General features: G+C 73.4%; 23 protein-coding genes and 1 tRNA gene. 12 read left to right on the top strand and 12 right to left on the bottom strand.

What is annotated here, in order from left to right; translation table 11 throughout:
• Positions 1-62: 62 nt before the first annotated feature.
• Positions 63-428: an ArsR/SmtB family transcription factor gene (locus GQ466_RS13520; protein ID WP_161103200.1), complete on the top strand. Its 366-nt coding sequence runs from the start codon at positions 63-65 to the stop codon at positions 426-428.
• Here the strand turns inward: GQ466_RS13520 and GQ466_RS13515 are convergent.
• The 3 genes from GQ466_RS13515 to GQ466_RS13505 form a co-directional block, all read right to left on the bottom strand.
• The gene (locus GQ466_RS13515; RefSeq protein ID WP_161103199.1) at positions 412-696 is read right to left on the bottom strand and encodes a hypothetical protein; all 285 of its coding nucleotides are present in this window, start codon (positions 694-696) and stop codon (positions 412-414) included. The genes GQ466_RS13520 and GQ466_RS13515 overlap by 17 nt on opposite strands.
• Before the next feature lie 109 nt (positions 697-805).
• Entirely contained in the window at positions 806-2,017 is a 1,212-nt protein-coding gene (locus GQ466_RS13510) for a permease (RefSeq protein WP_202420420.1), read from the bottom strand.
• Positions 2,018-2,306: 289 nt separating this feature from the next.
• Positions 2,307-2,392 (bottom strand) — tRNA-Leu (locus tag GQ466_RS13505).
• A 128-nt stretch (positions 2,393-2,520) separates the two neighbouring features.
• Between GQ466_RS13505 and GQ466_RS13500 the strand changes: the two genes are divergently transcribed.
• From GQ466_RS13500 to GQ466_RS13490, 3 genes are all read left to right on the top strand, one after another.
• Positions 2,521-3,819, top strand: a complete 1,299-nt coding sequence (locus GQ466_RS13500) for a M20/M25/M40 family metallo-hydrolase (protein ID WP_161103198.1) — start codon at positions 2,521-2,523, stop codon at positions 3,817-3,819.
• 112 nt (positions 3,820-3,931) lie between these two features.
• Entirely contained in the window at positions 3,932-4,654 is a 723-nt protein-coding gene (locus tag GQ466_RS13495; protein ID WP_161103197.1) for a flagellar biosynthesis protein FlhF, read from the top strand.
• Between the two features lie 144 nt (positions 4,655-4,798).
• Complete coding sequence (locus GQ466_RS13490) at positions 4,799-6,955, top strand: chaplin (RefSeq protein WP_161103196.1); 2,157 nt, start codon at positions 4,799-4,801, stop codon at positions 6,953-6,955.
• Between the two features lie 158 nt (positions 6,956-7,113).
• Here GQ466_RS13490 and GQ466_RS13485 read toward each other — a convergent pair whose 3' ends face one another.
• Complete coding sequence (locus GQ466_RS13485) at positions 7,114-7,299, bottom strand: DUF5703 family protein (protein WP_161103195.1); 186 nt, start codon at positions 7,297-7,299, stop codon at positions 7,114-7,116.
• Between the two features lie 163 nt (positions 7,300-7,462).
• Between GQ466_RS13485 and topA the strand changes: the two genes are divergently transcribed.
• Positions 7,463-10,159, top strand: a complete 2,697-nt coding sequence (gene topA, locus GQ466_RS13480; protein WP_337193452.1) for a type I DNA topoisomerase — start codon at positions 7,463-7,465, stop codon at positions 10,157-10,159.
• Between the two features lie 25 nt (positions 10,160-10,184).
• Entirely contained in the window at positions 10,185-12,170 is a 1,986-nt protein-coding gene (gene tmk / locus GQ466_RS13475; RefSeq protein ID WP_161103194.1) for a dTMP kinase, read from the top strand.
• Here the strand turns inward: tmk and GQ466_RS13470 are convergent.
• Genes GQ466_RS13470 through GQ466_RS13460 form a run of 3 tightly spaced genes read right to left on the bottom strand, consistent with a single transcriptional unit; the run spans position 12,167 to position 14,257 of the window.
• A complete protein-coding gene (locus GQ466_RS13470) occupies positions 12,167-12,775 on the bottom strand; it encodes a response regulator transcription factor (RefSeq protein WP_161103193.1) in 609 nt (202 codons plus the stop codon). The genes tmk and GQ466_RS13470 overlap by 4 nt on opposite strands.
• On the bottom strand, positions 12,772-13,854 hold the full coding sequence (locus tag GQ466_RS13465) for a sensor histidine kinase (protein WP_161103192.1): 1,083 nt from the start codon (positions 13,852-13,854) through the stop codon (positions 12,772-12,774). Before GQ466_RS13465 ends, GQ466_RS13470 begins: the two co-directional genes overlap by 4 nt.
• A gap of 10 nt (positions 13,855-13,864) precedes the next feature.
• Positions 13,865-14,257, bottom strand: a complete 393-nt coding sequence (locus GQ466_RS13460; protein WP_161103191.1) for a hypothetical protein — start codon at positions 14,255-14,257, stop codon at positions 13,865-13,867.
• 91 nt (positions 14,258-14,348) lie between these two features.
• On the opposite strand from GQ466_RS13460, the gene GQ466_RS13455 reads away from it, so the two are divergent.
• From GQ466_RS13455 to GQ466_RS13435, 5 genes are all read left to right on the top strand, one after another.
• Positions 14,349-15,479 (top strand): DNA polymerase III subunit delta', encoded by a 1,131-nt coding sequence (locus GQ466_RS13455; RefSeq protein ID WP_161103190.1) that lies wholly within the window; start codon positions 14,349-14,351, stop codon positions 15,477-15,479.
• 63 nt (positions 15,480-15,542) lie between these two features.
• The gene (locus GQ466_RS13450; RefSeq protein ID WP_161103189.1) at positions 15,543-16,022 is read left to right on the top strand and encodes a low molecular weight protein-tyrosine-phosphatase; all 480 of its coding nucleotides are present in this window, start codon (positions 15,543-15,545) and stop codon (positions 16,020-16,022) included.
• Entirely contained in the window at positions 16,023-16,853 is an 831-nt protein-coding gene (locus GQ466_RS13445) for a fructosamine kinase family protein (RefSeq protein ID WP_161103188.1), read from the top strand.
• Positions 16,854-16,938: 85 nt separating this feature from the next.
• Positions 16,939-17,949 carry a hypothetical protein gene (locus GQ466_RS13440; protein ID WP_161103187.1) on the top strand — a complete coding sequence of 337 codons (1,011 nt, stop codon included), beginning with the start codon at positions 16,939-16,941 and terminating at the stop codon, positions 17,947-17,949.
• Between the two features lie 54 nt (positions 17,950-18,003).
• Positions 18,004-18,564, top strand: coding sequence for a toll/interleukin-1 receptor domain-containing protein (locus GQ466_RS13435; RefSeq protein WP_161103186.1), 561 nt, complete (start codon positions 18,004-18,006; stop codon positions 18,562-18,564).
• A gap of 6 nt (positions 18,565-18,570) precedes the next feature.
• Here the strand turns inward: GQ466_RS13435 and GQ466_RS13430 are convergent, their stop codons facing one another.
• From GQ466_RS13430 to GQ466_RS13415, 4 genes are all read right to left on the bottom strand, one after another.
• Positions 18,571-20,424 carry an SPFH domain-containing protein gene (locus GQ466_RS13430; RefSeq protein WP_161103185.1) on the bottom strand — a complete coding sequence of 618 codons (1,854 nt, stop codon included), beginning with the start codon at positions 20,422-20,424 and terminating at the stop codon, positions 18,571-18,573.
• Entirely contained in the window at positions 20,421-21,809 is a 1,389-nt protein-coding gene (locus tag GQ466_RS13425; protein WP_161103184.1) for a TIR domain-containing protein, read from the bottom strand. The genes GQ466_RS13430 and GQ466_RS13425 overlap by 4 nt, the downstream gene beginning before the upstream one ends.
• 6 nt (positions 21,810-21,815) lie before the next feature.
• A complete protein-coding gene (locus tag GQ466_RS13420; RefSeq protein WP_161103183.1) occupies positions 21,816-23,264 on the bottom strand; it encodes a protein kinase domain-containing protein in 1,449 nt (482 codons plus the stop codon).
• Between the two features lie 341 nt (positions 23,265-23,605).
• The gene (locus GQ466_RS13415; RefSeq protein ID WP_161103182.1) at positions 23,606-24,694 is read right to left on the bottom strand and encodes a sporulation protein; all 1,089 of its coding nucleotides are present in this window, start codon (positions 24,692-24,694) and stop codon (positions 23,606-23,608) included.
• A gap of 93 nt (positions 24,695-24,787) precedes the next feature.
• On the opposite strand from GQ466_RS13415, the gene GQ466_RS13410 reads away from it, so the two are divergent.
• Positions 24,788-25,243 (top strand): tellurite resistance TerB family protein, encoded by a 456-nt coding sequence (locus GQ466_RS13410; protein ID WP_161103181.1) that lies wholly within the window; start codon positions 24,788-24,790, stop codon positions 25,241-25,243.
• A gap of 43 nt (positions 25,244-25,286) precedes the next feature.
• On the opposite strand, the gene GQ466_RS13405 is transcribed toward GQ466_RS13410, so the two are convergent.
• Positions 25,287-26,417: a fatty acid desaturase family protein gene (locus tag GQ466_RS13405; RefSeq protein WP_161103180.1), complete on the bottom strand. Its 1,131-nt coding sequence runs from the start codon at positions 26,415-26,417 to the stop codon at positions 25,287-25,289.
• Between the last annotated feature and the right edge of the window lie 12 nt (positions 26,418-26,429).

The following is a 26,429-nucleotide window of genomic DNA, read 5'->3' as shown; positions in this document are numbered from 1 at the left end:
CGATATCTGTCTAATCAAGGCTCAGTTTGCATCGGAGGATAGATGGATGTCAAATTAGAAGTATGTCGAAGTCGCTCGGGTTGGAAGACGTCACCGCTCGGTGCTGCGCACCGCTGTCCGGCCCGGTCATGGACGAAGCCGAGGCCGCCGACCTGGCCAAGGTCTTCAAAGCCCTGTCCGACCCCGTCCGGCTGCGGCTGCTGAACCTCATCGCGTCCCACGAAGGCGGGGAGGCGTGCGTCTGCGACCTCACCGGACCGTTCGACCTGACCGCCCCGACGATCTCCCACCACCTGAAAGTCCTGCGCCAAGCCGGCCTCATCGAAGGCGAACGCCGCGGAACCTGGGTCTACTACCGCCCGATCCCCGCCGCGCTCACCCGCCTGTCGGGACTGTTCGCGCTCCCGGCTCTCACCGGAGCCCGATGAGCAGGACAACGGCCTGCGCGAGCGGCCGGACGGCCGCCGGAAGGCCCTCGATGGCGAGCGCGGCCTCGATCGCGTAGCGAGGACGGCGCGACCGATCCGGCGCTTCGCGTCGCCGGCCGACCCGTAGGCCATGCTCGACCAGTCCGCGACGCTCGGCCACTTCGCCCACCAGGACCTCGCGCTGCTCCGTCAGACGGCGCAGGACGCCTGCTCGGGCCTGACGCTCTATGCCTGCGCCCAGGCCGCGATCACCCTGCCGCACCGTCACCCAGTACAACGTGGAACCCACGTCACCCGGCGCGTTCCTCCCGGGCGACCTGCTCGCCGGCCGTCCGACATTCGGGATGACCCGCCTGATACAGCGCACCGTCCTTCGCCTAGCCATCGCGGTGGGTGCGATCGGCCTGCGCCGCTCCGCCCTGTTCCGCGTTCCCTTGATGCTCGTGGTGGTCGGCGCCGGGGGAGCCGCCCATCATCTTCAGCATCGGGACGCCGCCCGTGCGGACGAACCTGACGACCAGGACGGCGGCCAGGGTCAGGAAGGCGAAATTGAGCCAGGTCGTGTAGTTCCACTCGAAGTGGGCTTCCATGACCGCGGTGGCGTTCCGCTCGCCGGGAACCAGATGGGCGGCGCCGAAGAGGATCTCGACGGCGTAGCCGGCGGCGACCATGGCGGCATAAAAGGTGGCGGTGATGAACAACGCGGTGCGCATGCCGTAGTACTTACGGTAGATGTTCACGATCGGGACGATGATGAGGTCGGCGAAGATGAAGGCGACCACGCCGCCGAAGCTGATTCCGCCGTTCCACAGCACCGCGGCCAGCGGGACGTTGCCGATCGAGCAGACGAACGACAGGACCGCCACGATCGGGCCGATCAGCGGACCCCAGATCTCGGCCGCCACAGGGTGACCGGTCAGGAAGAGCGCGTTCCAGAACGAGTCCGGCACCCAGGCGGCGACCGCACCGGCGATGAGCAGACCGAGGACCAGGTCACGGAGGATCGCGGCCCATTCCATGACGAACACATGGGCGACCGAGGTGAAGCCGTCCCCGGAGACCAGCCGGTTCCAGAAGCCGCCCTTCTTCCGGACGGACATGTCCATGGCGGCATGCCCTTCCATCGACCCGGCGAGCCCGCACCCGGCCTGCTCGCGCGCTTCGCGCAACAGCTTGTCGCGCAGAAAGAGCCGGAACAGCAGCGCCAGAAACACGATCATGATCGGGCCGCCGACGAACTCGGCCGCAGTGAACTGCCAACCCATCAACAGGCCCAGAATGACGCCCAGCTCGATCACCAGGTTGGTGGAGCCGATCTCGAACGCCATCGCGGCGGCGAAGCTCGCCCCCTTGCGGAACAGCGACCGTGCCAGCGCCACGGCGGCGTAGGAGCACGACGAGGAGGCCGCGCCCAGCCCGGCCGCGATCGCCAGCGTCCTCGGCCGGCCGTCCCCCAGCAGCCGGACGACCGTCGATCGACGCACGACCGCCTGCACCACCGCCGACAGCGCGAACCCCAGAATCAAAGCCCAGAGGATCTCCCAGGTCATCGACCCGGCGAGCTTCAACGCATCCCCGATCGCGCCCATCACGACTCCCGACGTCGTCCACAGCAACGAATGGATGCCCGACCGCGGCATTCCCATGCGGAGAGCGGTATTCACCGGTGCCTTGCCGGACGAGCGGGCCGCCGCGTTCGAGACCGTCCTGCGGCCCCACCACCCACGGCCCCTGCGAACGCGTGACCGTCCTCACCACGACGACCGGGCCACCCGCCGCCGCGTGATCATCCGACAAAGCAGAAACGGCCCGGGTCGAGAGGAACATCGACCCGGACCGGCTGATCGGACATGCGCCCGATCTTCGATCAGCAGTGTGTGTCCGAGGGGGGACTTGAACCCCCATGCCCCGTAAAGGGCACTAGCACCTCAAGCTAGCGCGTCTGCCTATTCCGCCACCCGGACCGGGGTGCAGGCCGCAGTGGGCTGCGGCGCGGCTTCACCATACCAAAGCTCGTGAGTCGCGGCGACGTCGATAGAGCGGGCACCATGGTCGTGTAGGGGACAGTCGCCCAGCCTGAAGGTGATGCCTGATGACCGCCGAGGACGAGGTCGTCCAGTTCTGCCAGGAACTCATCCGGATCGACACCAGCAACCCCGGGGACAACTCGGGGCCGGGGGAGCGGGTCGCGGCCGAGTACGTTGCCGAGAAGCTTGCCGACGTGGGGGTCGAGGCGCAGCTTTTCGAGTCGCATCCTGGGCGGACGAGTCTTGTCGCCCGCATCGAGGGTGAGGATCGGTCTCGGGACGCGCTGTTGCTGCACGGGCATCTGGACGTTGTGCCCGCGAAGGCCGCCGACTGGACGCGTGACCCATTCGGCGGGGAGATCGCCGACGGGTGCGTGTGGGGGCGCGGCGCCGTCGACATGAAGGACATGGACGCCATGATCCTGGCCGTCGTCCGGGATCGGATGCGCTCTGGACGGCGTCCGCCGCGCGACATCGTGCTCGCCTTCCTGGCCGACGAGGAGGCCGGCGGGGCGTGGGGGGCGAAGTGGCTCGTCCAGGAGCATCCCGAGCTGTTCGAGGGCGTCGGTGAGGCGGTCGGGGAGGTCGGCGGGTTCAGTCTGACCGTCCCGGGCGACAAGCGGATGTACCTGATCGAGACGGCGGAGAAGGGCATCGCCTGGATGAACCTGACCGCCAAGGGGACGGCCGGGCACGGTTCGATGGTGCATCCGGACAACGCCGTCACCGCGCTCGCGGCGGCCGTCGGACGGCTCGGGCAGCACGAGTTCCCGATCCGGCTGACCAAGACCGTCCGGGCGTTCCTGGAGCGGGCGTGCCTGGCGTACGGCGTCGAGTTCGACCCGGACGACCCCGAGAAGGCCCTCGCCGACCTCGGCCCGCTCGCCCGCATGATCGGCGCGACGCTGCGCAACACGATCAACCCGACGCGCCTGGACGCCGGCTACAAGACCAACGTCATCCCGCAGGAGGCCACCGCGCAGGTCGACGGGCGCTTCCTGCCCGGCCACGAGGACGAGTTCTTCGCGACCGTCGACGGCCTGCTCGGCCCCGGCGTCGAGCGCGACTTCGTCTACCACGACCAGGCGCTGGAGACCGACTACGAGGGCGCGCTCGTCGCGGCGATGGAAGAGGCGCTGCTCGGCGAGGACCCGGACGCGCTGCCCGTCCCGTACTGCCTCAGCGGCGGCACGGACGCCAAGCACTTCGCCAAGCTCGGCATCCGCTGCTTCGGGTTCGCGCCGCTGCGCCTGCCCCCCGACCTGGACTTCTCCGGCATGTTCCACGGGGTGGACGAGCGCGTCCCGGTGGACGGGCTGCGCTTCGGCGCCCGCGTCCTCGACCGGTTCCTCGATCTCTCCTGAGAAACTTCTCCGAAATGCCACCACTAGAAGTATCCGTGGTGCTACGGTCACCTTGCGTTAGGGCGGGCGACCCGCCCTTGGGAATCAGGTGACTCGTCTTTAGGAGAAGCCGGTGACGTTCGGGACGATGCGCAGGGTGGTCTCCGCCCTGCTGCGACGCCCCCTCGTCCGGCGGCTCCTGGTGGTCGCGGGCGTGCTGACGGCCGGCTGGCTGCTCGGCGGCGCCTCCGCGCAGGCGGCGCACGCCGACGAGCCGGCCCCCGGGAACGACGTCGTCGGCGTCGTGACCGAGGCGCCCGTCATCGGGGACGCGATCCGCGCGTCGCAGCAGGTCACCGCCACCGTGCCGCGCCCCGTCACGGGCCTGCCGGTGGCCGACGCGCCGCACGTCGACCCGATCCGGAACATTGTTCCGGACGTGCCGGGCGTGACCCCGCCGGACCGGCCTCGCGCCGAGCGTCCGGCCGCGCCGCGGACGTCCGCGACCGAACTCGCCGCGCGCAGGCCCGCTCACACCGAGCGGGCGCGCGGCACCGCCCCCGCCCCCCGCGCCGTCCAGGCGGACGCCGGGGACGCGACCGGGCACGCACCGGCGCACGCGCGGTCCTCCGCCACGAGGCCCGCGGCGCCCGGCACCTCGATTCCCGCGCCCGACCAGACGGGCCAGGCGCTGCCGGGAACGACCGCCCTCCCGTTCGGCGGAGTCGGCGGGCCGACGACGGCACGCCGTCTCGGGGCGCACCCGCGCACCCGAGCGCTCCCGGCGCACGCCCCCGGCGTGCTGCCCCCGGTCGTCCGCACCGCCGCGGACGAACCGTCCTTCGCGCCCGACTAGGTCGAGCCCTCCCGCGTCCCGCATCCGAGCGGCTCGGATCCGGACGCCCTCCCATGCCCTGACCGCGGCATGTCCCTTCCCTGGACCGGCGCCTCCGCGCGCCCGTCCGCTCCCTTCCACTCCTTGAATTGGAGCTTCTTCACCATGCGTTCCTGGGTTTCCGGCACGGCTCGTGCCACCTTCATCACCGCCGGTTTCGTCGCGCTCGGCGTGACCGTCCTGCCGAACGCGGCGCTGGCGGACACGACGTCCGGCGAGCACGGCGTCCTGTCCGGCAACCAGCTCAACGCGCCGATCTCGGCGCCGATCAACATCGGCGGCAACGGCGTCAACAGCGTCTCCGGCTCGCAGGGCGGGTCGACCGTCCAGAACAAGGGCGGGCAGCACACCAGCGGGCGCCACGGCGTCGGCTCGGGCAACCAGGTCAACGCGCCGGTCTCCGTGCCGGTGGACGTCTGCGGCAACGGCGCCGCGGTCCTCGGGAACGCGCTGACCGGCTGCGAGGGCGGCTCGAAGGTCGCCAACGGCGGCGGCGGGCAGCAGACGTCCGGGCACAAGGGCGTCCTGTCCGGCAACCAGGCGAACGCGCCGATCTCCGCGCCGGTGGACATCTGCGGCAACGGCGCCGGGGTGCTCGGCGACGCCCTGACGGGCTGCGAGGGCGGCGCCAAGGTCGGCAACGGCAACGGCGGCAACGGCGGGTACAACGGGTACGGCGCGCGCGCCGCGAACGGGCACGAGAAGCTGCCCGCCGACCCGTCCGGCCTGCTGGGCGGCGTCACGGGCACGGTCGGCAACCTGCCGGTCGTGGGCTCCGGCGACGCGCAGAAGCTCGTCGGCAACGTCACCGAGCCCGCCACGCGGCTCGTCGGGGGGCTCACGGCCCACAACGGCGGGATCGTTCCCGCCGGTGCCCGGACCGCGGACCTTCCCCCGTCCGGCCTCCCGATCGTCGGCGACGTGACCGGTCAGCTCCCGGTGCAGCCGGGCGCCGTGCTCGGTCAGCTCCCCGTCCAGCCGGGCGACGTGACCGGCAAGCTGCCGGTGCAGCCGGGCGACGTGGCCCGCAAGCTGCCGGTGCAGCCCGGCCAGGTGATCGGCCAGCTCCCGGTCCAGCCGGGCAACGTGGTCGGCGCGCTGCCGGTCAAGCCCGGGGACGTCACGGGCAAGCTCCCGGTGCAGCCGGGCGACGTCGCCGGCAAGCTGCCCGTCAAGACGGGCCGCGTGGCCGCCGCGAACGCCCGCACGGCGCTGCCGTCGGGCCTGCCGGTCCAGCTCCCCGCGCCGGTCAGCGACGTGACGGCGAAGCTGCCCGTGCAGCTGGGCGACGTCACCAGCAAGCTGCCGGTGAACGTGGGCGATGTGACCGCCAAGCTCCCGGTCCAGCCGGGCGACGTGACGGGCAAGCTGCCCGTCAACGTCGGTGACGTGACGGCGAAGCTGCCCGTCAACCTGGGCGGCGTCGCCGCGCAGCGCACCGCGACGGGCCTGCCGTCGGGCCTGCCGGTCCAGCTCCCCGCCCCGGTCAGCGACGTCACCGCCAAGCTCCCCGTCCAGCTGGGCGACGTCACGAGCAAGCTGCCGGTGAACGTGGGCGACGTGACCGCCAAGCTCCCGGTCCAGCCGGGCGACATCACGGGCAAGCTGCCCGTCAACGTCGGTGACGTGACCGCGAAGCTGCCCGTGAACCTGGGCGGCGTCGCGACGCAGCGCACGGCGACGACGCTGCCGTCGGGCCTGCCCGTCCAGCTCCCCGCCCCGGTCGGCGACGTGACGGGCAAGCTCCCCGTCCAGCCCGGTGACCTCACCGGCAACCTGCCGGTGCAGCCGGGCGACCTGACCGGGAAGCTGCCGGTGCAGCCCGGGAACGTCACGGGCAAGCTGCCCGTCCAGCCGAAGAACGTCCTCGGCAAGCTGCCCGTCAGCACCGACGGCGTCACGAAGACCCTGCCGCTCGGCCGCGTCCACGCGACCGACCTGAAGACCGTCGAGAGCCTGCCGCTCGTCGGCCGCCCGGCCGGTGAGACGGTCCGGACCGTCGCCACGACCCCGCTGGTGGACGGCGTCACGGTCGGCGGCACGCTCGGCGACAAGCTGCCCACGGGCGGCGTGGTCGGCGGCGAGCGGTCCCGCGTCCCGGCGAAGCACGAGGTGAGCCTCCCCGCGGACGCCCTGAAGACCGTCTCGGCCGACACCCCGACCGGCGGCGCGAACCGCAACTCGATGCTGGTCCTCGTGGCCGCCGCGTTCACCGCCGCGGCCGGCCTGGCCGGCATGGCGCGCGGCCTGCGCCGCCGCTGACCCCGCCCGGCCGGGCGTGACCCGGTCGAGCGATACGAGCAGCTTTGCCCGTCCCGACGGCGCGGTCCGGGGCGGGCAAAGCCCTGTTCGAGGGCGGGGAATGATTACGACCCGTCAGGGCTTTCCTACCTAGTGCTACGCTCCGGGCGGGAAGCGGGTCAGAACGTCCGCACCTGACGGATGACTTTGCGGCGCAGTCGGATTCTCCGGCTACCGTCGGGGTAGAGGCGCAACCGGTCGAGTTCCCAGCCGCCGTGTTCGGCATGCTCGGTGAGCATCCGCCGGGCGGTGTCACGGGTGGTGCCGCGGGGCAGACGCAGGACGAGGTAGGTGTACTCCACCATTGCATCCATTATGACGTGCGACGGCCGGACGGGAGCCACGCGGTCCGTGACACGGGCGGTGACGTGTCATCCTGTCTGGGCGCGGTGGGACGCGGGATCCGCCCGGTCGAGAACGGCGGAACCGCTACGTGCATGAAGAACAGACGGTGAGGTTGGAGCGACTGTGCCAGCCAAGAACGGCACTGCGAAGCGCGGCGAGTCGGGGGGCGACGGCACCCGGCTGGTGATCGTCGAGTCGCCCGCGAAGGCGAAGACGATCGCCGGATACCTGGGCCGCGGCTACGTCGTGGAGTCCAGTATCGGCCACATCCGGGACCTGCCCGGGAGTGCTTCGGAGGTGCCGGCCAAGTACAAGGGCGAGGCCTGGGCCAAGCTCGGCGTGAACGTCGAGCGCGAGTTCGAGCCGCTGTACGTGGTCAACGCCGACAAGCGCGCGCAGGTCGCCAAACTGAAGAAGCTGCTGGCCGAGGCGGACGAGCTGCTGCTCGCCACGGACGAGGACCGCGAGGGCGAGGCCATCGCCTGGCATCTCCAGGAGGTGCTGAAGCCGAAGGTCCCCGTCCACCGGATGACGTTCCACGAGATCACCCCGGACGCGATCCGCGCCGCCGCCGCCAACCCGCGCGAGCTGAACCTGCGGCTGGTGGACGCGCAGGAGACGCGCCGCATCCTGGACCGGCTGTACGGCTACGAGGTCAGCCCGGTCCTGTGGAAGAAGGTCATGCCGAAGCTGTCGGCGGGCCGGGTGCAGTCGGTGGCGACGCGGCTGGTGGTGGAGCGGGAGCGGGAGCGCATCGCGTTCGTCCCGGCGCACTACTGGGACATCGCGGCCGAGTTCGACACGGGCAAGCCGGACGAGCCGACGCGGTTCAAGGCCGGCCTCGTCGCGGTGGACGGACGCCGCGTCGCGCAGGGCCGCGACTTCGCGTCCGACGGCACGCTGAAGACCCGCGACGCGCTGCACCTGGACGAGGACGCGGCGCGCGGCCTGGCCGGGCGGCTGGAGAACCGCCCGTTCGAGGTCAAGTCGGTCGAGAGCAAGCCGTACACGCGCAAGCCGTACCCCCCGTTCCGGACGACGACGCTCCAGCAGGAGGCCAGCCGCAAGCTGGGCTTCTCGGCGAAGTACACGATGTCGGTGGCGCAGAAGCTGTACGAGAACGGCTTCATCACCTACATGCGAACCGACTCCATCACGCTGTCGGAGACCGCGATCAACGCGGCGCGGCGGCAGGCGGGCGCGCTGTTCGGCGGCGAGTACGTCCCGGACAAGCCGCGCGTGTACGCGTCGAAGGTGAAGAACGCGCAGGAGGCGCACGAGGCCGTCCGCCCGGCGGGCGAGACCTTCCGGACGCCCGGCGAGACGGGGCTGTCCGGCGACCAGTTCCGGCTGTACGAGCTGATCTGGAAGCGGACGATCGCGTCGCAGATGAAGGACGCGGCGGGCCGCAGCGTGTCGATCCGCGTGACGGGCGAGTCCACGTCGGGCGAGACGGCCGAGTTCGGCGCGTCCGGCAAGACGATCACCTTCCACGGGTTCCTGAAGGCGTACGTGGAGGGCGCGGACGACCCGTCCACCGACCGCGACGACCAGGAGCGGCGGCTGCCGAACCTGGAGCAGGGCGACGGGCTGACCGCGCACTCGGTCGCGGCGGAGGGGCACTCGACGCGTCCCCCGGCGCGGTACACCGAGGCGAGCCTGGTGAAGGAGCTGGAGGACCGGGAGATCGGCCGTCCGTCGACGTACGCGTCGATCATCGGGACGATCCTGGACCGCGGCTACGTCTTCAAGAAGGGCACGGCGCTGGTGCCGTCCTTCCTGGCGTTCGCGGTGGTCAACCTGCTGGAGCAGCACTTCGGCAACCTGGTCGACTACGACTTCACCGCGCACATGGAGGACGGTCTCGACGAGATCGCGCGCGGCGAGGCCGAGCGGGTGCGCTGGCTGAGCCGGTTCTACTTCGGCGACAACGGCGAGGAGGGCCTGCGCGAGCTGGTCGGCGACATCGGCGACATCGACGCCAAGGGCATCAGCTCGTTCCCGATCAAGGGGACGAACATCATGGTGCGCGTCGGCCGCTACGGTCCCTACCTGGACCGGGACGGCGAGCGCGTCAACATCCCCGAGGACATCGCGCCGGACGAGCTGACGGCGGAGAAGGCCGAGGAGCTGTTCGCGCAGCCGTCCGGCGACCGGGAGCTGGGCACCGACCCGGAGACGGGCCGGACGATCGTCGCGAAGTCGGGTCGGTTCGGCCCGTACGTCACCGAGATCATCCCCGAGCCCCCGGCGCCCGCCGAGGGCGAGAAGAAGAAGCGCACCAAGAAGGCGGACGCCAAGCCGCGCACCGGCTCGCTGTTCAAGTCGATGTCGCTGGACACGGTCACGCTGGACGACGCGCTGAAGCTCCTCTCCCTCCCGCGCACGCTCGGCGAGCTGGACGGCGAGCCCGTCACGGCCCAGAACGGACGGTTCGGTCCCTACATCAAGCGGGGCACCGACAGCCGGTCGCTGGGCTCGGAGGACGAGCTGTTCACGGTGACGCTGGAGCAGGCGAAGGAGCTGTTCGCGCAGCCGAAGCAGCGGGGCCGCCGGGCCGCCGCAGCCGCGCCGCTGCGCGAACTCGGCGAGGATCCGGCGAGCAAGAAGCCGGTCGTGGTGAAGGAGGGCCGGTTCGGTCCGTACGTCACCGACGGCGAGACGAACGCGAGCCTGCGCAAGGGCGACGAGGTCGAGTCGATCACGATCCAGCGGGCGGCGGAACTGCTCGCCGAGCGGCGCGAGAAGGTCGCGGCGACCGGCGGGAAGAAGAAGCCGGCACCGCGACGGCGAACGTCAGCAAAGTCGGGCTCCTCGTGACATCTACGCCGATACTCTGACCGACATGACCAGAACGGGCGTCACCCGGCCGGACCCCGCCGCGCCGCCGGGCGATTCGCCGAATCTGCGGCGGCTGCGAACGGCGCTCGCGCTGTCCGGCACCGGCCAGTGGCTGAGCGTGGGCGCGCTCACCGCGATGGCCGGCGTGCTGGCCCGCGACGACGCCCCGCTGGACCGGGCACCGGCGATCGGGCTCGTCCTGGCGCTGCTGCTGGCCCCGGCGGTGCTGCTCGCGCCGCTGGTGCCGGTGGTCGGACGGCTGGACCGCCGGACGGTGCTGGTCGCGGCGGATCTCGTCCGGCTGGTGCTGCTCGTGTCGGTGCCGCTCGTGGACGCGCAGGTCTGGACGGCCGTCGCCGCGTTCCTCGTCGGGCTCGCCGCGCTGCCGTGGACGACGGTCGTCACGACGACGGCTCCCGCGCTCGCGGGCGCCGAGCACGCCGAACATGCCCGGACGGCGGCGCTGCGGACGGTCTTCGGCGCCGCCCCGGTCGCCGGGGTGCTGTTCGCGGTGCTGTCGCTGGTCGCGGACGCGGTCGCGGGGGCCGCCACGCGCGCCGACCTGGTGCTCTACGTGACGGCCGCCGTGTTCCTGGCGTCGGCGATCGCGGTGGTGACGCTCGGGGACCTGCCGCGGGGGGCGGACCCGGTGCCGTCGCCGCTGGCCCTGCTGTTCCGCAACGGGTCGGCGGCGGGGCTCGCCGTGCTCGGGCTGGCGCTGGCGGGCGGCGCGATCGTCGCGGTCGCGCAGGTCGAGGCGGTGACGCTCGGCGCGGGGAACCCCGGCTACGGTTCGGTGCTCGCCGGTCTCGCGATCGGTGTCGCGTTCGGTGCGTTCGAGGGGCCGCGCGTCCTCGCGGTGTTCAGCCGGGTGCGGCTGCTGGGGCTCGCGGTTCCGGCCGGGGCTCTGCTGCTGCTGGTGCTGGCGCTCGTCCACAACCTGGTCGTCGTGGTGTTCCTCGCCGGGTTCTTCGGCGTCGCGGCCGGGATCGCGTGGTCGGCGGCGCGGTCGGTCGTCCCGGAGCGGATCGGGCATCTGCGGTCGGCGGCGCTGGTGGGCGCGCTGGTCGCGGTGGCCGTCCTGCCGCCCGTCGCGGCGGCGGTCGGGACGCACCGGGTGAACGACGACTACGTCTTCACCGGCGCGCAGGCCGTCCTGCTGACCGGGGCGGTGCTCGCGGCGCTGCTCGGGCTCGTCGCGCTGCGGCGGCTGGACGACCGGCGCGGCATCCCGCTCGTCCCCGACCTCGCGGCGGCGCTGCGCGGCGAGCGGTACACGCCGCCGCTGGAGGAGGCGAGCCGGCCGCTGCGCCCGGCCGAGCGCGGCGTGTTCGTCGCGTTCGAGGGCGGCGAGGGCGCGGGCAAGACGACGCAGGCGCGGCTCGCGGCGATCTGGCTGCGCGACCACGGGTACGACGTCGTCACGACGCACGAGCCCGGCGCCACCAAGATCGGGATGCGGCTGCGGGCGATGCTGCTCGACCGGGACACCACCGGGCTGTCCCCGCGCGCCGAGACGCTTCTGTACGCGGCCGACCGCGCCGACCACGTCGCCAACGTGATCCTGCCCGCGATGGCGCGCGGCGCGATCGTCGTCAGCGACCGGTTCGTGGACTCCTCGCTCGCCTACCAGGGCTACGGGCGCAAGCAGCCCGTCGAGGACATCGCGAAGCTGAACGGCTGGGCGACGCAGGGCCTCGTCCCGGACCTGACCGTCCTGCTCATGGTGCAGCCCGAGGCGGGCCTGCGGCGGCTGCCCGCGCCCGCCGACCGCATCGAGTCCGAGCCGGCCGAGTTCCACGAGCGCGTCCGCGACGGGTTCCTGGCGCTCGCCGAGGCCGAGCCGGACCGCTACCTGGTGCTGGACGCGAGCCGTCCGCAGAGCGAACTCAGCCGCCAGATCCAGGACCGCATCCGCGAGATCCTGCCCGACCCCGTCCCGGCCGCGGCCGAGGACGTCACGAGCACCTTCCCGGCGATCACCGACTAGAGCCAGCCCCGCTCGTCCGCGACGCGCGCCGCCTCCACGCGGTTGCGCGTCGCGGTCTTGGCGATGGCCGCCGACAGGTAGTTGCGGACGGTGCCCTCCGACAGGAACAGCCGTCCGGCGATCTCGGCCACCGAGGCCCCCGTGCGCGCGACGCGCAGGACGTCGCCCTCCCGCGCCGTGAGCGGCGACTCGCCCGCCGCGAGCGTGGCGGCGGCCAGCACCGGGTCCACGACGCGCTCGCCGTTCACCACGCGCCGGACGGCGTCCGCGAGCGCTTCGGCCGGAGCGTCCTTCACCACGAACCCGACCGCCCCGGCCTCCATGGCGCGCCGCAGGTAGCCCGCGCGCCCGAACGTCGTGAGAATGACGACCCGGCAGCCCGGAACCTGGTCGCGCAGGACGCCGGCAACCGTCAACCCGTCCATCCCGGGCATCTCGATATCGAGCAGCGCCACGTCCGGCCGATGCTCGCGAACGGCCCCCAGGACCTCGTCCCCCCGCCCCACCGCGGCGACGACGCTGAAGTCGTCCTCCAGATCCAGCAGCGCGGCGAGCGCGGTGCGGATCATCTCCTGGTCGTCGGCGAGCAGCAGCCGAACGGTCATTCCCCGCCTCCCACGCTCACGCACAGCCGCCAGCCGCGCGGACGCGCCGGCCCGACCTCGATCCGCCCGCCCACCGCCGCGACCCGCTCCCGCAACCCCGCCAACCCGCTCCCGGACGGCGCCGCCGTGGCGCCGGGGCCGTTGTCGCGGATCTCGATGTGGGTCGCGGACAGCGTGATCGTGCAGTGGGACGCGCGGGCGTGGCGGACGACGTTCGTCAGCCCCTCGCGGACGACCCAGCCGAACAGTTCGCGGTGCGCGGCGTCCACGACGTCCACGGACGCGGGCAGGTCGGCGGCGATTCCGGCGGCGCGCAGCAGTTCCCGGCCGCGCGCCAGCTCCCCGGCGAGCGTCACCTGCCGGTAGCCCGATACGGCCGCGCGGACATCGGTCAGTGTCTGCCGGGACAGGGTTTCCACCTCGGCGATCTCGCGGACGGCTCGGTCCAGGTCGGACGCGGCGAGGCGGCGCGCCAGGCCGCTCTTGACCGTGATGACCGTGAGCGAGTGGCCGAGCAGGTCGTGCAGGTCGCGGGCGATGCGGGTCCGCTCGGCCTCGGACGCCAGCCGGGCGACCTCGGCGCGGGCCGCGCGCAGCGCCGTGTTCGCGGCGGCCAGCTCGGTGAACGCGTACACCGCCGCCGCCGTGAAGACGATCAGGACGGCCTGGAACCAGCCCGGGTCGTCCCGCCACACCGCCCACGGCACCACCAGGCTCCCGAGCACGCCCGCCGCGACGATCACCACGGCGTACCGGGGCGCGAACGCCGCCGCGGCGGCGACCACCACCGCGCCCACGTAGAAGGCGTAGACGTGCGTGAACGGCAGCTCGGCGAGGAACAGCGCGGAGAGGACGCCGAGCAGCGCCCAGAACGCGCGCGGGGCGCGGCGGGCGGCGGCGAGCGCGGCCACCGGGTAGCAGACCGCGAACGCGACGGCGAGCCCGTAGCCCGCGACGACCCCGCCGCCGCGCGCGTACGGCGCGACCCCGACGGCCGTCGCCGCCGGGTAGGCGAACATCCCGGCCGACAGCAGCAGGCGCCGCCGGCCCCGCGTCCACGGGGACGCGCTCTCGTCCATGGGCGGCACGCTAACGCGCGGCGGCGAACCGCGACCGCACCGGCTCGCGGTTCACCAGCGCGACGACGCCGAGCAGCAGCAGCCCGCAGACGCTCTGCTCCAGCCGCATCCAGAGCGGGAACAGCCCCGGCAGCGCGACGAGCACGACGACGGCCGCGAGCGTCACCGCCGAGATGATCCGCAGCCTGCGGTAGGCGGGCCGGGAGCCGCGCGCGGCCCGGACGGCGGCGGCGAACGTCACGGCCGCGCTGACCGTGACGATCGCGCCCCGCGTCCAGACGGCGTCGGTCACGAGCGAGGCATGGTGGCGGAGCAGGACGGCGGCGGCGAGCGTCAGCACGCAGAGGCCGAGGTAGAGGGCGGTGAGGAGGCGCGCGGCGCGGAGGGCGGCGGTGGCGTTCATGCGTCTCATCGTCGGCGCGGCACCGGGGGCCGGGCAGTGCCGTCGCGTCATCGCCCGTCCATGACATTTGTCAGGCCGGTAACCTGGACGTATGAGCGTGTGGGACGACGTCGTCGGGCAGGACCACGTCGTCGAGGGGCTGCGGCGCGCGGCCGAGGGCGCCCCGGCGCACGCGTGGCTGTTCACCGGGCCGCCCGGGTCGGGACGGTCGGCGGCGGCGCGGGCGTTCGCGGCGGGGCTGCAGTGCGCCGAGGCGCCGCGCGGCTGCGGGCACTGCGCGTCCTGCCACCAGGTGCTCCAGGGGACGCACGCGGACGTCGAGGTCGTCCGGCCCGCCGGGCTGTCGTTCGGCGTGCGGGAGACGCGGGAGCTGGTGCTGCGGGCGTCGTCGTCGCCGTCGGGCGGGCGGTACCAGATCGTCCTGTTCGAGGACGCCGACCGCGCCACCGAGGCCGCCGCGAACGCGCTGCTCAAGGCCATCGAGGAGCCGCCGCCCCGGACGATCTGGCTGCTCTGCACGCCGTCCCCCGAAGACCTGCTGGTGACGATCCGCTCCCGCTGCCGCCTCGTGACGCTGCGGACGCCGCCGGTCGCGGCCGTCGCGGCGACGCTCGTCCAGCGCGACGGCGTCGACCCCGCCACGGCCGAGGAGGCGGCCCGCGCCGCGCAGGGCCACATCAGCCGCGCGCGGCGCCTCGCGACCGACGCCGACGCCCGCGCCCGCCGCGCCGAGGTGCTGGCGCTGCCGCGCCGCCTGACCGGGGTCGGCCCGGCGGTGACGGCCGCCGAGGCGCTGGTCAAGGCGGCCGAGGCGGAGGCGAAGACGACGGTCGAGGAGCTGAACGAGTCCGAGACGTCCGCGCTGCGGCAGGCGCTCGGCGAGAGCGCGAAGGGCCGGATGCCGCGCGGCACGGCGGGCGCGCTGAAGGAGCTGGAGGACCGGCAGAAGTCCCGCGCGACCCGCATCAAGCGCGACGCCCTGGACCGCGCCCTGCTGGACCTCGCCTCCTATTACCGGGACGTCCTGGCAATCCAGCTCGGCGCACCGAACGACCTGGTGAACACCCCGCTCATCGCCGAACTGCGCACGGCCGCCGCCGGCGCGCCCCCGGAGGCCACGCTCCGCCGCCTCGACGCGATCATGGAGTGCCGCGACCGCATCGACGCCAACGTCAACCCCCTGCTCGCGGTGGAGGCCCTGACGCTGGCGCTGCGGAGCTGATCGTCCGACCGTCGTCACCGGGCGTTCATCGAAGGGGTGGTTCCGGTCGGGCAGGATGGGGCCATGCCGTTCCGCGTCACGTTCGTCTGCACCGGCAACATCTGCCGGTCGCCCATGGCCGAGCACGTGCTGCGCCACCACGTCGAGGAGGCCGGGCTGGACGTCGTCGTGGACAGCTCCGGCATCGACGGCTGGCACGTCGGCGAGCACGCCGACCGCCGGACGGTCGCGGCGCTGCGCCGCGCGGGCTACGCCACGTCCCACACGGCCCGCCGCTTCGACCCCGAGTGGTTCGGCCGCTACGACCTCGTCCTCGCGCTGGACGAGGGCCACCTGCGCGACCTGCGGACGATGGCGCCCGACGCCGCCGCCCGCGCCAAGGTGCGGATGCTGCGCGAGTTCGACCCCGTCGCGGGCGAGGACCTGGACGTCCCCGACCCGTACTACGGCGGCACGGACGGCTTCGACCACGTCCTGAAGCTCATCGAGGCGGCGATGCCGGGACTGCTGCGCGAGATCAAAGCAGGCGTTACCGTCGGCTAGGTGGAATCGCTCCTGGGCACCGCCGTCGAGCGGGAGACCGCGCTGGGCTCCGAGCACGACGCGTGGACGCTGCACCGCGTCCTGCTGGCGGACGGCCGGGAGGTCCTCGTCAAGCGGGCGGCGCGCCCCGGGCTGTTCGCCGCCGAGGCGGCCGGGCTGCGCTGGCTGGCCGACGCGGGTCCGGTGGCGCCGGTCGCGCCCGTCCTGGACGTCGCCGACGACCTGTTGGTGCTGCCGTGGCTGGAGCCGACGCGTCCGGACGCGTCCCTGGCGGAGCGGTTCGGCCGCGAGCTGGCCGGGACGCACGCGGCGGGCCCGGGCGAGTACGGCGCCGCCTGGGACGGCCTGATCGCCGGCCTGCCCCTCGACAACACGCCCGACCCCGGCCCGTGGGCGCGCTGGTACGCCGAACGCCGCCTCGCGCCCTATCTGCGCGCGCCGGGCCTGGACGGGCCGACGATCCGGCTGGTCGAGCAGGTGATCGAGGACATCGACGCGCTCGCGGGCCCGCCGGAACCGCCGTCCCGGATCCACGGCGATCTGTGGTCGGGCAACATCGTCTGGACGGCCGAGCGCGGCGTCATGATCGACCCGGCCGCGCACGGCGGCCACCGCGAGACCGACCTCGCGATGCTCGCGCTGTTCGGCGCGCCCCACCTCGGCAGGCTCCTCGCCGCCTACGACGAGGCCGCCCCGCTGGCCGGCGGCTGGCGCGACCGGGTGCCGCTGCACCAGCTGCATCCGCTGCTCGTCCACGTCGCGCTGTACGGGGAGTCGTACCGCGAGGCCGTCGCGGACGCGGCGCGCCGGGCCCTCGCCGCGCGGTCGTAACGCCCGAACGTGTAGGTAACGGACCACCGAATGCGGTAGAAACGACGGGCGACAGCGCGGACGAGAGGCGGAAGGCGTCACCCACATGGACGGCAACGACAACGGACCGGCTCGCGGCGCCCGGCTCGGGTCCTGGCGCGGCCTGATCCCGCTGAGCGCCGCCGCGCTCGCGGCCTTCGCGGTGGCGGGCGGGCTGGACGCGGTGGACCGGCACCAGAAGGCGGGCGCCCGGGAACGTTCCGCCGCCGCCGCGTCCGCGCACGAGCGGGTGAAGCTGAAGAAGAAGCGCGCCGCCGAGCCGAAGTACGTGGTGGGCGTGCGGCGCACCGGGTCCGCGCTGGTCGTCCGGGACGCCCGGACGGGCCGCGACGTCGGCCTGCCGGTCGCCGCCCCGCCCGGCGCGACGTTCCAGCGGGTGGCGTCCTCGGGCGACGGGACGTACGTGGTGGCGTCCGCGACGCGCCGCGCGGTGACGTTCAGCCGCCTCAAGCTGGACGCCAAGGGCCGTCCGCAGGCGCTGACGGAGATCGCGGGCACGTCCCTGCCGGGCCGCTCCACGCCCTGGTCGGACCTCGCGGTCGCCGCCGACGGCCGCATCGCCTACGTCACCTACACCGGCAAGACGGGCCGCGTGGACGTCGTGTCGCCCACCGGGCGCAAGGCGTGGACGACGCGGTCGGCCGCCCGGATCTCCAGCCTGTCGTTCGCCGGTGACACGCTCGCGTTCGTGTGGAACCCGGTCGCCGCGCCGTCCCGCCACCAGGTCCGCACGCTGGACACCAACGGAGCCCCCGGCGACCTGCGGACGAGCCGCGCGGTGTTCGTGCTGCCGCCCGGCGGCGGCCCCGCGCTGCTGAGCCGCGACGGCGCGACGGTCGTGGCGAGCATCGTCGCCGACGCGTCCACGACCCTGCGGGCCTTCTCGGTGCAGACCGGCAAGCCCACCAGGGACCTGTGGAAACAGAAGGCCGAAGTGGACGCGCTGACCCCCGACCCCACCGGCGGCCACCTGCTCGCGGCGACGTCCGACGGCGCCCTCTTCGGTGCGAAGCGTCTCCCCGTGCAGGGCGCCGACCTCTCCGACGTCGCCTGGTAGCTGACCGCATCCGGCCGACGGCCCGCCGCCGGTCGGTCGCCTAGGGTGGCTGGCATGGACCCGGTGTCGCTGATCCTCACGTTCCTCGGCACGGCGGCCGGGCTCGTCGGCACCGTCTACGGCGTCCGGCAGTTCTACCGGCCGGCGCCCGTCCCGCCCCCGCCGCTCCCGGCCCCGCACCCGCCGCCGGGCGACGACGACGCGGGCCGGGACGTCTTCGTCTCCTACGCGCCCGACGACCGCGAGTGGACGCGCGCGCTCGCGGTCCGGCTGGAGGCGGCGGGCCTCAGCGTCTGGCTCGACGAGTGGGAGATCGGCCCGAGCGACGTCGTCCTGGACCGGATCGAGCAGGGGATCGGCGGCGCCCGCAACGCGGTCATGGTGCTCAGCCCGCACGCCGTCGCCAGCCCCCGGGTGCGGCAGGAGTACGCGGCGCTGATGACGCGGTCGATCGAGCGCGGGCTGCGGTTCATCCCGCTGCTCTACGGCACGTGCGACGTCCCGGAGTTCCTCGGCACGCGCCGCTGGATCGACTTCCGCGACCCCGGCGCCTTCACCGAGCGGTTCGACCTGCTGGTCCGCACCCTGCGCGGCGAACGGCCCGTCCGCGCCTGATCGGGCTCACTGTCCGGCTCCTTCGGCGTCCGGGGCCGCCTCGCCCGCGTCGTCCGCGCCGCTCTCGACGACCTCGGCCGCCGTGCCGTCCGCGACGGCCGCGTCCCCGACCTCCGCGACAGTGTCCATGTGCAGGCCCTGCATGCGTTCGAGCACGTTGCGCACCACGTTCATCGGCAGCGACTCCAGATACCCCGCCAGGTCGCCGCCGATGTGCGACGGCACCGGCAGCTTGGACATCTCCTCGATCACCCGGACGAACCGGGCGTGCCCCAGCCCGAGCAGTTCGGCCTCGGCCTCGATCGCCAGGACGAGCCGCTTCTTCTCGACCACCATCTTCCGGAGTTCGATCTCGATCTCGATCGCGGTGTTCTCCTGCTTCTTCTCGAGCACGTCCCCCTTGTTCTCGGCCTTGAAGACCTTCTGCCGCTCGTCGTAGTAGACCTCGTCCATCGCCGTGACGCGTTCGATGTTGGTGCGCACCGCCTCCACGCCCCACGCCTTCAGCGCGTTGCGGACCTGCGAGCTGAGGTTCGTGCGGACCTCCGAGATGTCCGACAGGAACTCCTTCACCGTGGAGTTCGCCGTGATCTCGACGAAGTAGGTCTCGACGGTCGCGCCGAGCACCCGCTCCACGAACCGCTGGACGGGCTGCGGGTCGTCGACCACCGCGCCGGCCGCCGACCGGCCCGCGTCGGGGTTGCTGCCGAACTCGCTGACCAGGCGCGGCGCGACGGCGGGCGGGATGCGCAGCGACTGGGAGACCTCGACCCACAGCCGGATGCCCTGGCTCGTCATCACGGCGAGCTGGTCCAGGCGGGCGTCGTAGTTGCCCTTCTTGGCGGCGTCCTTCTTGTTCCACTCCATGTTCAGCAGGTACGTCGGGACGAGCAGGACGCTCACGAACCACGGGTTGAGCGTGCACACCGACCCTTCGGCGAGAATCTCCTGCTGGACGCCGCGCCGCCCCTTGCGCGCCACGAAGACCCACGGGAGCTGGAAGTTGCGGTGTCCCGCGACGACCGGGCCGAGCTTCTCGTCCGGGGCGGGCTCCGCGCCGTCCGCGGTGATGACGACGCCGACGTGGCCCATCGGGATGAACGTCGCCCGGAGCTGCGCGGCGGTCACGCCCTCCTCGTCCGCGCCGATGTTGTCCACGGTGATCACGTCGAAGAGCTCGGGGTTGATGTCGTAGTAGGTGCCGCCGGCCAGGACCGCGTACTGCGGGCCCATCTCCCCGCCGCCGCGCAGGAACGCCGCGCCGTCCTGGAAGTCGTCGCAGGGGACGTGCGCCGCGAACGGCCGGCCGGGCTGCCGGACCCGGCCCGCCTTGGCCCGGACGAGCCCGACCGTCCCGTCCGGCACGTAGGTGCGCGGCACGATCTGCACGTCGAACAGCTCGGTGTTGATGGAGTAGTAGGTGCCGCCGGGCAGCGTCACCGCCTGCGGGCCCATCTCGCCGCCCTTGAGCAGGAACGTCTGCCCGTCCTGGAACTGGCGGCAGTCCACGCCCTCGGGCAGCAGCGCCACGCTGCGGCCGGTCGGACGCTGCCGGCCCTCGCGCGCGGTGACGACGCCGAGCATCCCGTCCGGGACGTGGAGCCGCGGCACGTACTCCACGGTGTAGAACCACGGGTTCAGCCATATCGGGCGCAGCGGGAGGAGCGTGCGCGCGAGGACGCCCCGCGCGTCGTAGGGCACGACGTGCTGGAACGCCGCGTCGATGTGCTGCCCGCCGCGCACCCGCCGGACGATGCCGACGTGGCCGACGGGCACCACGTGACGGCCGAGCCAGTAGACGCGGCCCGCGCCGCCCGCGCCGGCGGCCAGCACCAGCAGCGTCAGCAGGAAAGTGGTCATGATCGCGCTCCGTGGTCGCGTAGGCGTGCGTGCACGGTCAGGACCGTGCGGGTCCACTGGTCGTACCAGTCCATGTGCCGCTCGCTGCGCGGGTTGCGCAGCGTCGGGAAGAAGCCCGGCCGGCCGGCGGCGCGGGCGGTGAACGCGCGGTAGGCGGGGACGGCGTCGTCGGCCGTGGCCCGCCAGCCGAGCCCGGTGGAGAGCGCCAGGAAGTCGGCGTGCCGCTCGCCGGCGACCGGCGCGCGGGACCGCTGGGCGGTGAAGCCCATCCGGCCGCCGGTCGCGGCGGACCACAGCGCGTCCACCCCGGCCAGCAGCGCGGTGGGCAGCGCGGCGCCGTCCCGGCGGCGGAGCCAGCCCGTCTCCAGGCGGTCCGCGGCCTCCAGGAGCAGCGAGGTCGTGAGCAGGTCGGCGTGCTCGGTCTCCCGCTCGGCGAGCGCGGCGCGCAGCCGCTCCAGCGACACCGACGCGGGGACGTGCATGGACGGGATCACCGCGGACGGTTCGGGCAGCACGTCCGCCGGCGCGACCGGGCGTCCCGTCAGCGCCGCCTCGTGGAGCCGCCGGAGCTGGGCGAGCGCCGTGCCGTCCAGCGCGCCGCCGGTCCTGGCGTCCGCCCACCACAGGTTCGCCAGCAGGTAGTGCCGGTCGCCGTCGAGCAGGACGGGGAAGAACAGCCGCTCGTGCCACTGGCCTTCCAGGATCATGCGGGTGACGTCCTCGGAGTCCTGGGCGGCGGGCGACATCACCACCACGACGACCGTCGCGTGGCGGAGCTGCCGGCGGATCGTCCAGACGTGCCGGTCGCCGGGCCGCAGGCTCCGCACCGACCACACCGGCAGCCCCGCCGCGCCGACGCGCTCGACCAGCCGCCGGCCGTACTCGGCGTCGGCGGGCGCGTAGCAGACGACGACGGAGCGCCGCGCGGGCTCGGTCAGCGGCCGGGACGGCTCGGTCAGCACGTGCCGCTCGGGGACGCCGTCGCCGCGCGCGCCGTGGCCGCCGAGCGCGTGCGCCAGCTCGGCCGCCCGGGCGTCGAACGCGTCCGGGTCGCCGAAATCCATCCACACCCAGTCGCGGGCGAACGGCGGAATGGTCGCGCCGCCGTACGTCACCGGGACGAACGGCAGCCCTTTCTCCGCGCACGACCGCAGCAGCGCCGCGTATTCGGTGAGCGCCCAGCCGTCGTTCTGCGCTCCGGGGCCGAACACCGCGATTCCCGCGCTCGTGTCGCGGACGGCCTGTTCGAGCGTGTGCACGACGGTCGCGCCGGGCGGGACCAGCTCGTCGAAGAAGACGCGCAGGCCGTGCCGGTCGAGGCGGTTCCAGAGTTCTCGGGTCCAGGCGGCGTCGCCGCGTCCGTAGGCGAGATAGACATCGGTCATGGCGGCCTATCCGATCAGCAGGAATCCGACGCGGCCGGGGCCGTTCCCCGAATAATTTCCGGCCGGATCGTATTCCGTGACGTACACGTCGAATCTGGTGCCGGGGAAATGCGCGTAGAAATCGGGTCGCGGGATGGGGAGGCGCGCGCGGAAGCAGCCGCCGGAGTCGGTCCGCGCGGTGCCCATCGTGTCGGCGTAGAAGTGGATGCGCACACTGCCGTTGGCGACGACGCCGGTGCCGCGCACGGTGATCCGGGTTCGGGTGCCGCCGCTGCTCGGCGTGATCGTCAGGCCGTCTCCGGCGGGGCACGACGCGGCCCGGTGCGTCGCCCGATGGGTCGTCTCGTGGGCCGTCCGCTTGCGGCGCGGCGTGCGGTGCGCCGTCCCGGACGCGGTCGTGCGCCGCGCCGCGGCCTCCGGGTCGGGCCGGTCGCCTCCGTGCAGACCGCGCAGAGCGGCCATGACGACGACCACGACGCTCACCGCGACGGCCACGGCGGCGACGGCCGCGGTGACGTCCCGCGCCGCGCGGGGCCACGAAGGCCTCCACGCGGCCGGCGACGGCGTTTCGATCGGCCGCGGCGTCGTGTCGAACGGCCGGACGAGCGCCGCCGCCCGGTCGCCCAGCGCGCGCCGTCCGCGCGCCGCCCAGTCCGGCCCGCACGCCGCCGCGGCGAGGTCGGCGACCGCTGCGGGTTGGAGGCCGCGCGGCGGGTCCTTCGCCAGCAGCGCGGCCAGCACGGGACGCACCGCCGAGGGCAGCGCGTCCAGCGGCGGCGCGGCCGTCAGGTGCGCGCCCATCAGGCTCGACGGGGCGCGGCGCGGGAAGGGCGGGCGTCCGGTCAGGCACTCGACCAGGACGCAGCCGAGGGCGTAGCGGTCGGTGGCCGCCGAAGCGGATCCGCCGCGCCACAGTTCCGGGGCGCGGCGCGCGAGCCCGGCGTCCTCGACGCCGCCGAGCGCGAGCCCGGCGAGCAGGACGCGGCCGTCGGCGGTGACGAGCATCCGGCGCGGCGCGACCACGTTGTGCCGGACGCCGCGCGCGTGCGCGGCGGCGAGCCCGGCCGTGGCGTCGGCGGCGACCGCCAGGACCGCCTCAAGCGGCAGCGGCCCCGTGCGGTCGAGCAGCGTCGCGAGGCCGACGCACTGCACGGCCTCGTACGCCAGCGCCGCGCCGTCGCCCGTCCCGACGTGCCGGTGCGGGCGGTCCAGCCGGGGATCGGTGACCAGGTGCCGCAGGCGGAGGACGTGCGGGTCGGCGACGCCTTCCAGGCGGGCCGCGTCCGCCAGGAACGCGGCCCGCTGCGCGCGGTCGGCGAGGGCCCGCATCGGGACGTACCGGAGGACGACGGGCGTTCCGGTGACGCGCTCGGCGGCCAGGACGACGGCCGCGCCGAGGCGCGCCTCCTCGTCGTATCCCGCGGCCCTCCAGGGCCGGGCTGACCGCTGCGGCACCGCGCGACCTCCTCGTTCACCCAGTGTCGTCCGGGTGCGCCCGCCATGTCCGCCGGTGGCCGCATCGGGCCGGACCGGCAGGCGACACGAGCATGCGAAAGCCGCCGGGCGGCGCCACGCGGCCAGGGCGCGGCGGCGCCGGGTGGGCCGGACGCCGCCGGGCGGCGTCGCGTGGTGATCAGGGTTGGGATGCGGGGCGTCCGGTCCGCGGACGGCGTCGCGCGACCGTGCGGGGTTGGGGTGTGGCGGCGTCGGGTGGGTCGGAAACCGCCGGGCGGCGTTGTGCGGTGGTCGGGGTCGGGGTGGGGCGGCGTCCGGCGGGTCGGACGCCGCCGTGCGGGTCAGTCCTCGTCGCCGTACAGTTCGGCGGCGTCCTCGTAGGCGTCCTGGTAGGCGTCGGTGTACGCCTGGTCGACGGCCTGCTCGTACGCCGCCGCGTAGGCGTCCTGGCGGGCCTGGTCGGCGATGGCCTCGGCGAGCGGGTCGTCGTCGCCCTCGTCATCCTCCTCGTCGTCGTCCAGCATCTCGCTCACCGCGTAACCGGCGACGGCGCCGACCGCCAGCCCGCCGGCCGCCCCGGCGGCGACGCCGCCCCAGCCCGGGCCGCCGTGGTGGCCCCCGTGGTGGCCCCCGTGGTGACCGTCGTGGTGCGCGGTGTGGTGGTCGTACGGGTCGGGGACGGCGTAGTGCGAGCCGAGGGACGCCAGCCACCGGTCGATCTCGGCCTCCCAGCCGTGGTGCAGCGCGCTCACGTGGTCGACGTCGAAGCGCCCGTAGGAGTCGCCGCCGCCGTGGTCGGCCTCCAGGACGATCGCGAGGCCGTCCGGACGGGTCACGAACGTCAGCTCGACTTCAGAGACGTGTCCGGCGTGCTGCGGCGGTGGGAAGAACTCGATCTCCTGGTAGAACGGCAGCTCCTGGTGGACGCCCGCGATGTGCCCCGCCTCCAGGTCCGCGCCCTTGAGCGTGCAGCCGAGCGCGGCGAACGCGTCCAGCACGCGCTGCTGCGCGGGCAGCGGACGCACGGCGAGCGGGTCGAGGTCGCCCGCGTCGCGTCCGCCGGCGACGTCCAGCGCGGTGCGGACGCCGAGGACCGTCCCGTGCAGCGGCCCGCCGTACGCCTCGGTGACCGGCAGCTCCCAGGGGAGCGGGACGGAGAACGGGATCACCTCGTCGCGTCCGGCGCCGAGCACGAACGGCCCGGTGATCGCGATCTCGTGGAACTCGTGGGCGGTCGCGTGCTCGTGGTCGCCGTACTCGTCCTCCACGCGCGCGACCAGGCTCAGGATCACCTGGTGGACGTGGACGTCGCGGTCCCCGCCGCGCAGGTGGACCTGCCCGTCCAGATGCTCGCCCGGACGACTCGCCGGCGTCCGCAGCACCGTGTCCACCGAAGGGCCGTCGAGCCCGAGCAGCCGTTTGAACACCATGCGTCCTCTCTCCCGCGGTCAACTACTACACTTGTAGCAGTTCGGCCGGGCGCGAGACGGCCGCTCGGCGGAAAGCGGACACGGAGGTTTTCGATGGCCCTGTGGAACAGGCTGCGCGAGTCCACCAAGACCATGCAGGCACAGCTTCTCGCCAAGAAGAACGAACTGACCAGCGGCGCGTTCCGGGACGCGAGCATGGCGATGTGCGCGCTGGTCGCCGCCGCCGACGGCACGGTGGCGCCCGAGGAGCGGCGCCGGACGGCCTCGCTCATCACGGTGAACGAGGTGCTCCAGAACTTCCCGGCCGAGGACCTGCGGCAGCGCTTCGAGACCTACCTGTCCCGGCTGACGTCGGACTTCGCGTTCGGCAAGGTCGGCGTCCTCCAGGACATCGCGAAGGTGGGCAGGAAGCCCGCCGAGGCCCGTGCCGTCATCCAGATCGGCATCATCATCGGCGGCGCGGACGGCGACTTCGACGCCACCGAGAAGGCCGTCGTCCGCGAGGCGTGCCACGCGGTCGGCCTCGACCCGGCCGAGTTCGACCTCTGAATCCGCAACCGCCCCGGCCGCGCGGGCCGGGGCGGACCGCCGGTCAGGCGGCGACGGGCTCCTTGCTCTTGGCGAGCGGCGCGCGCGGCGGCGCCGGCGTCCGGCTCGGCCCCGGCAGCGCGTACCGGACGATCTTCTTCCACGTGCTTCCGGCCTGCTTGCGCAACGAGCCGGTGTGGTACGGCAGCCCGTACTTCTCGCACAGCGCCCGCACCCGGGGCGCGATCTCCGCGTACCGGTTGCTCGGCATGTCCGGGAACAGGTGGTGCTCGATCTGGTGGCTGAGGTTCCCCGTCATGAGGTGGAACAGCTTGCCGCCGGAGATGTTCGCCGAGCCGAGGATCTGCCGGACGTACCACTCGCCGCGCGTCTCGCCGTCCAGCTGCTCCTCGCCGACCTCGAACACGTCGATGTCGCCGGGGAAGTGCCCGCAGAAGATGATCGTGTGCGCCCACACGTTCCGGACGATGTTCGCCGAGAAGTTCGCGGACAGCGTCGACAGGAACTGCGGCCCGCTGAGCAGCGGGAACGCGATGTAGTCCTTGGCCCACTGGCGGCGGACCTTGCGGCCGATGTCGCGGAGCTTGGCGCGGGTGACCTCCCGGTCGTCCTCGCCCCGGCGGATCTTCTCCAGGTCCAGGTCGTGCAGCGCGACGCCGTACTCGAAGAACATCGCGAGCAGCGCGTTGTAGAACGGCTGCGCGAGGTAGACCGGGTTCCACGGCTGCTCCGGCGTCACGCGCAGGATGCCGTAGCCCACGTCGTTGTCCTTGCCGAGGACGTTCGTGTACGTGTGGTGGACGAAGTTGTGCGAGTGCTTCCACTGCTCGGCGGGGGAGACGTTGTCCCACTCCCACGTCGTCGAGTGGATCTTGGGGTCGCGCATCCAGTCCCACTGGCCGTGCATGACGTTGTGCCCGATCTCCATGTTCTCCAGGATCTTCGCGACGGACAGCGTCGCGGTACCGGCGAGCCAGGCGGGCGGCAGCGACGAGGCCATGAGCATGGCCCGGCCGCCGATCTCCAGGTACCGCTGCCAGCGGATGACCTTGTGGATGTACGCGGCGTCGTCGTCGCCCAGCTCGGCGAAGATCTCCTCGCGCAGGTCGTCCAGCTCGCGCGCGATGGCGTCGTAGTCGGCGGGGGTGAGGTGGGCGGTGGGGTCGTGAGTCATCGGGGGCCTCCT

Origin of the sequence: Actinomadura rayongensis (assembly GCF_009831215.1) — a bacterium.
Classification (GTDB): domain Bacteria; phylum Actinomycetota; class Actinomycetes; order Streptosporangiales; family Streptosporangiaceae; genus Spirillospora; species Spirillospora rayongensis.
The sequence above is the reverse complement of the archived record's forward strand: the minus strand, read 5'-3'. Positions and strand labels throughout refer to the sequence as shown.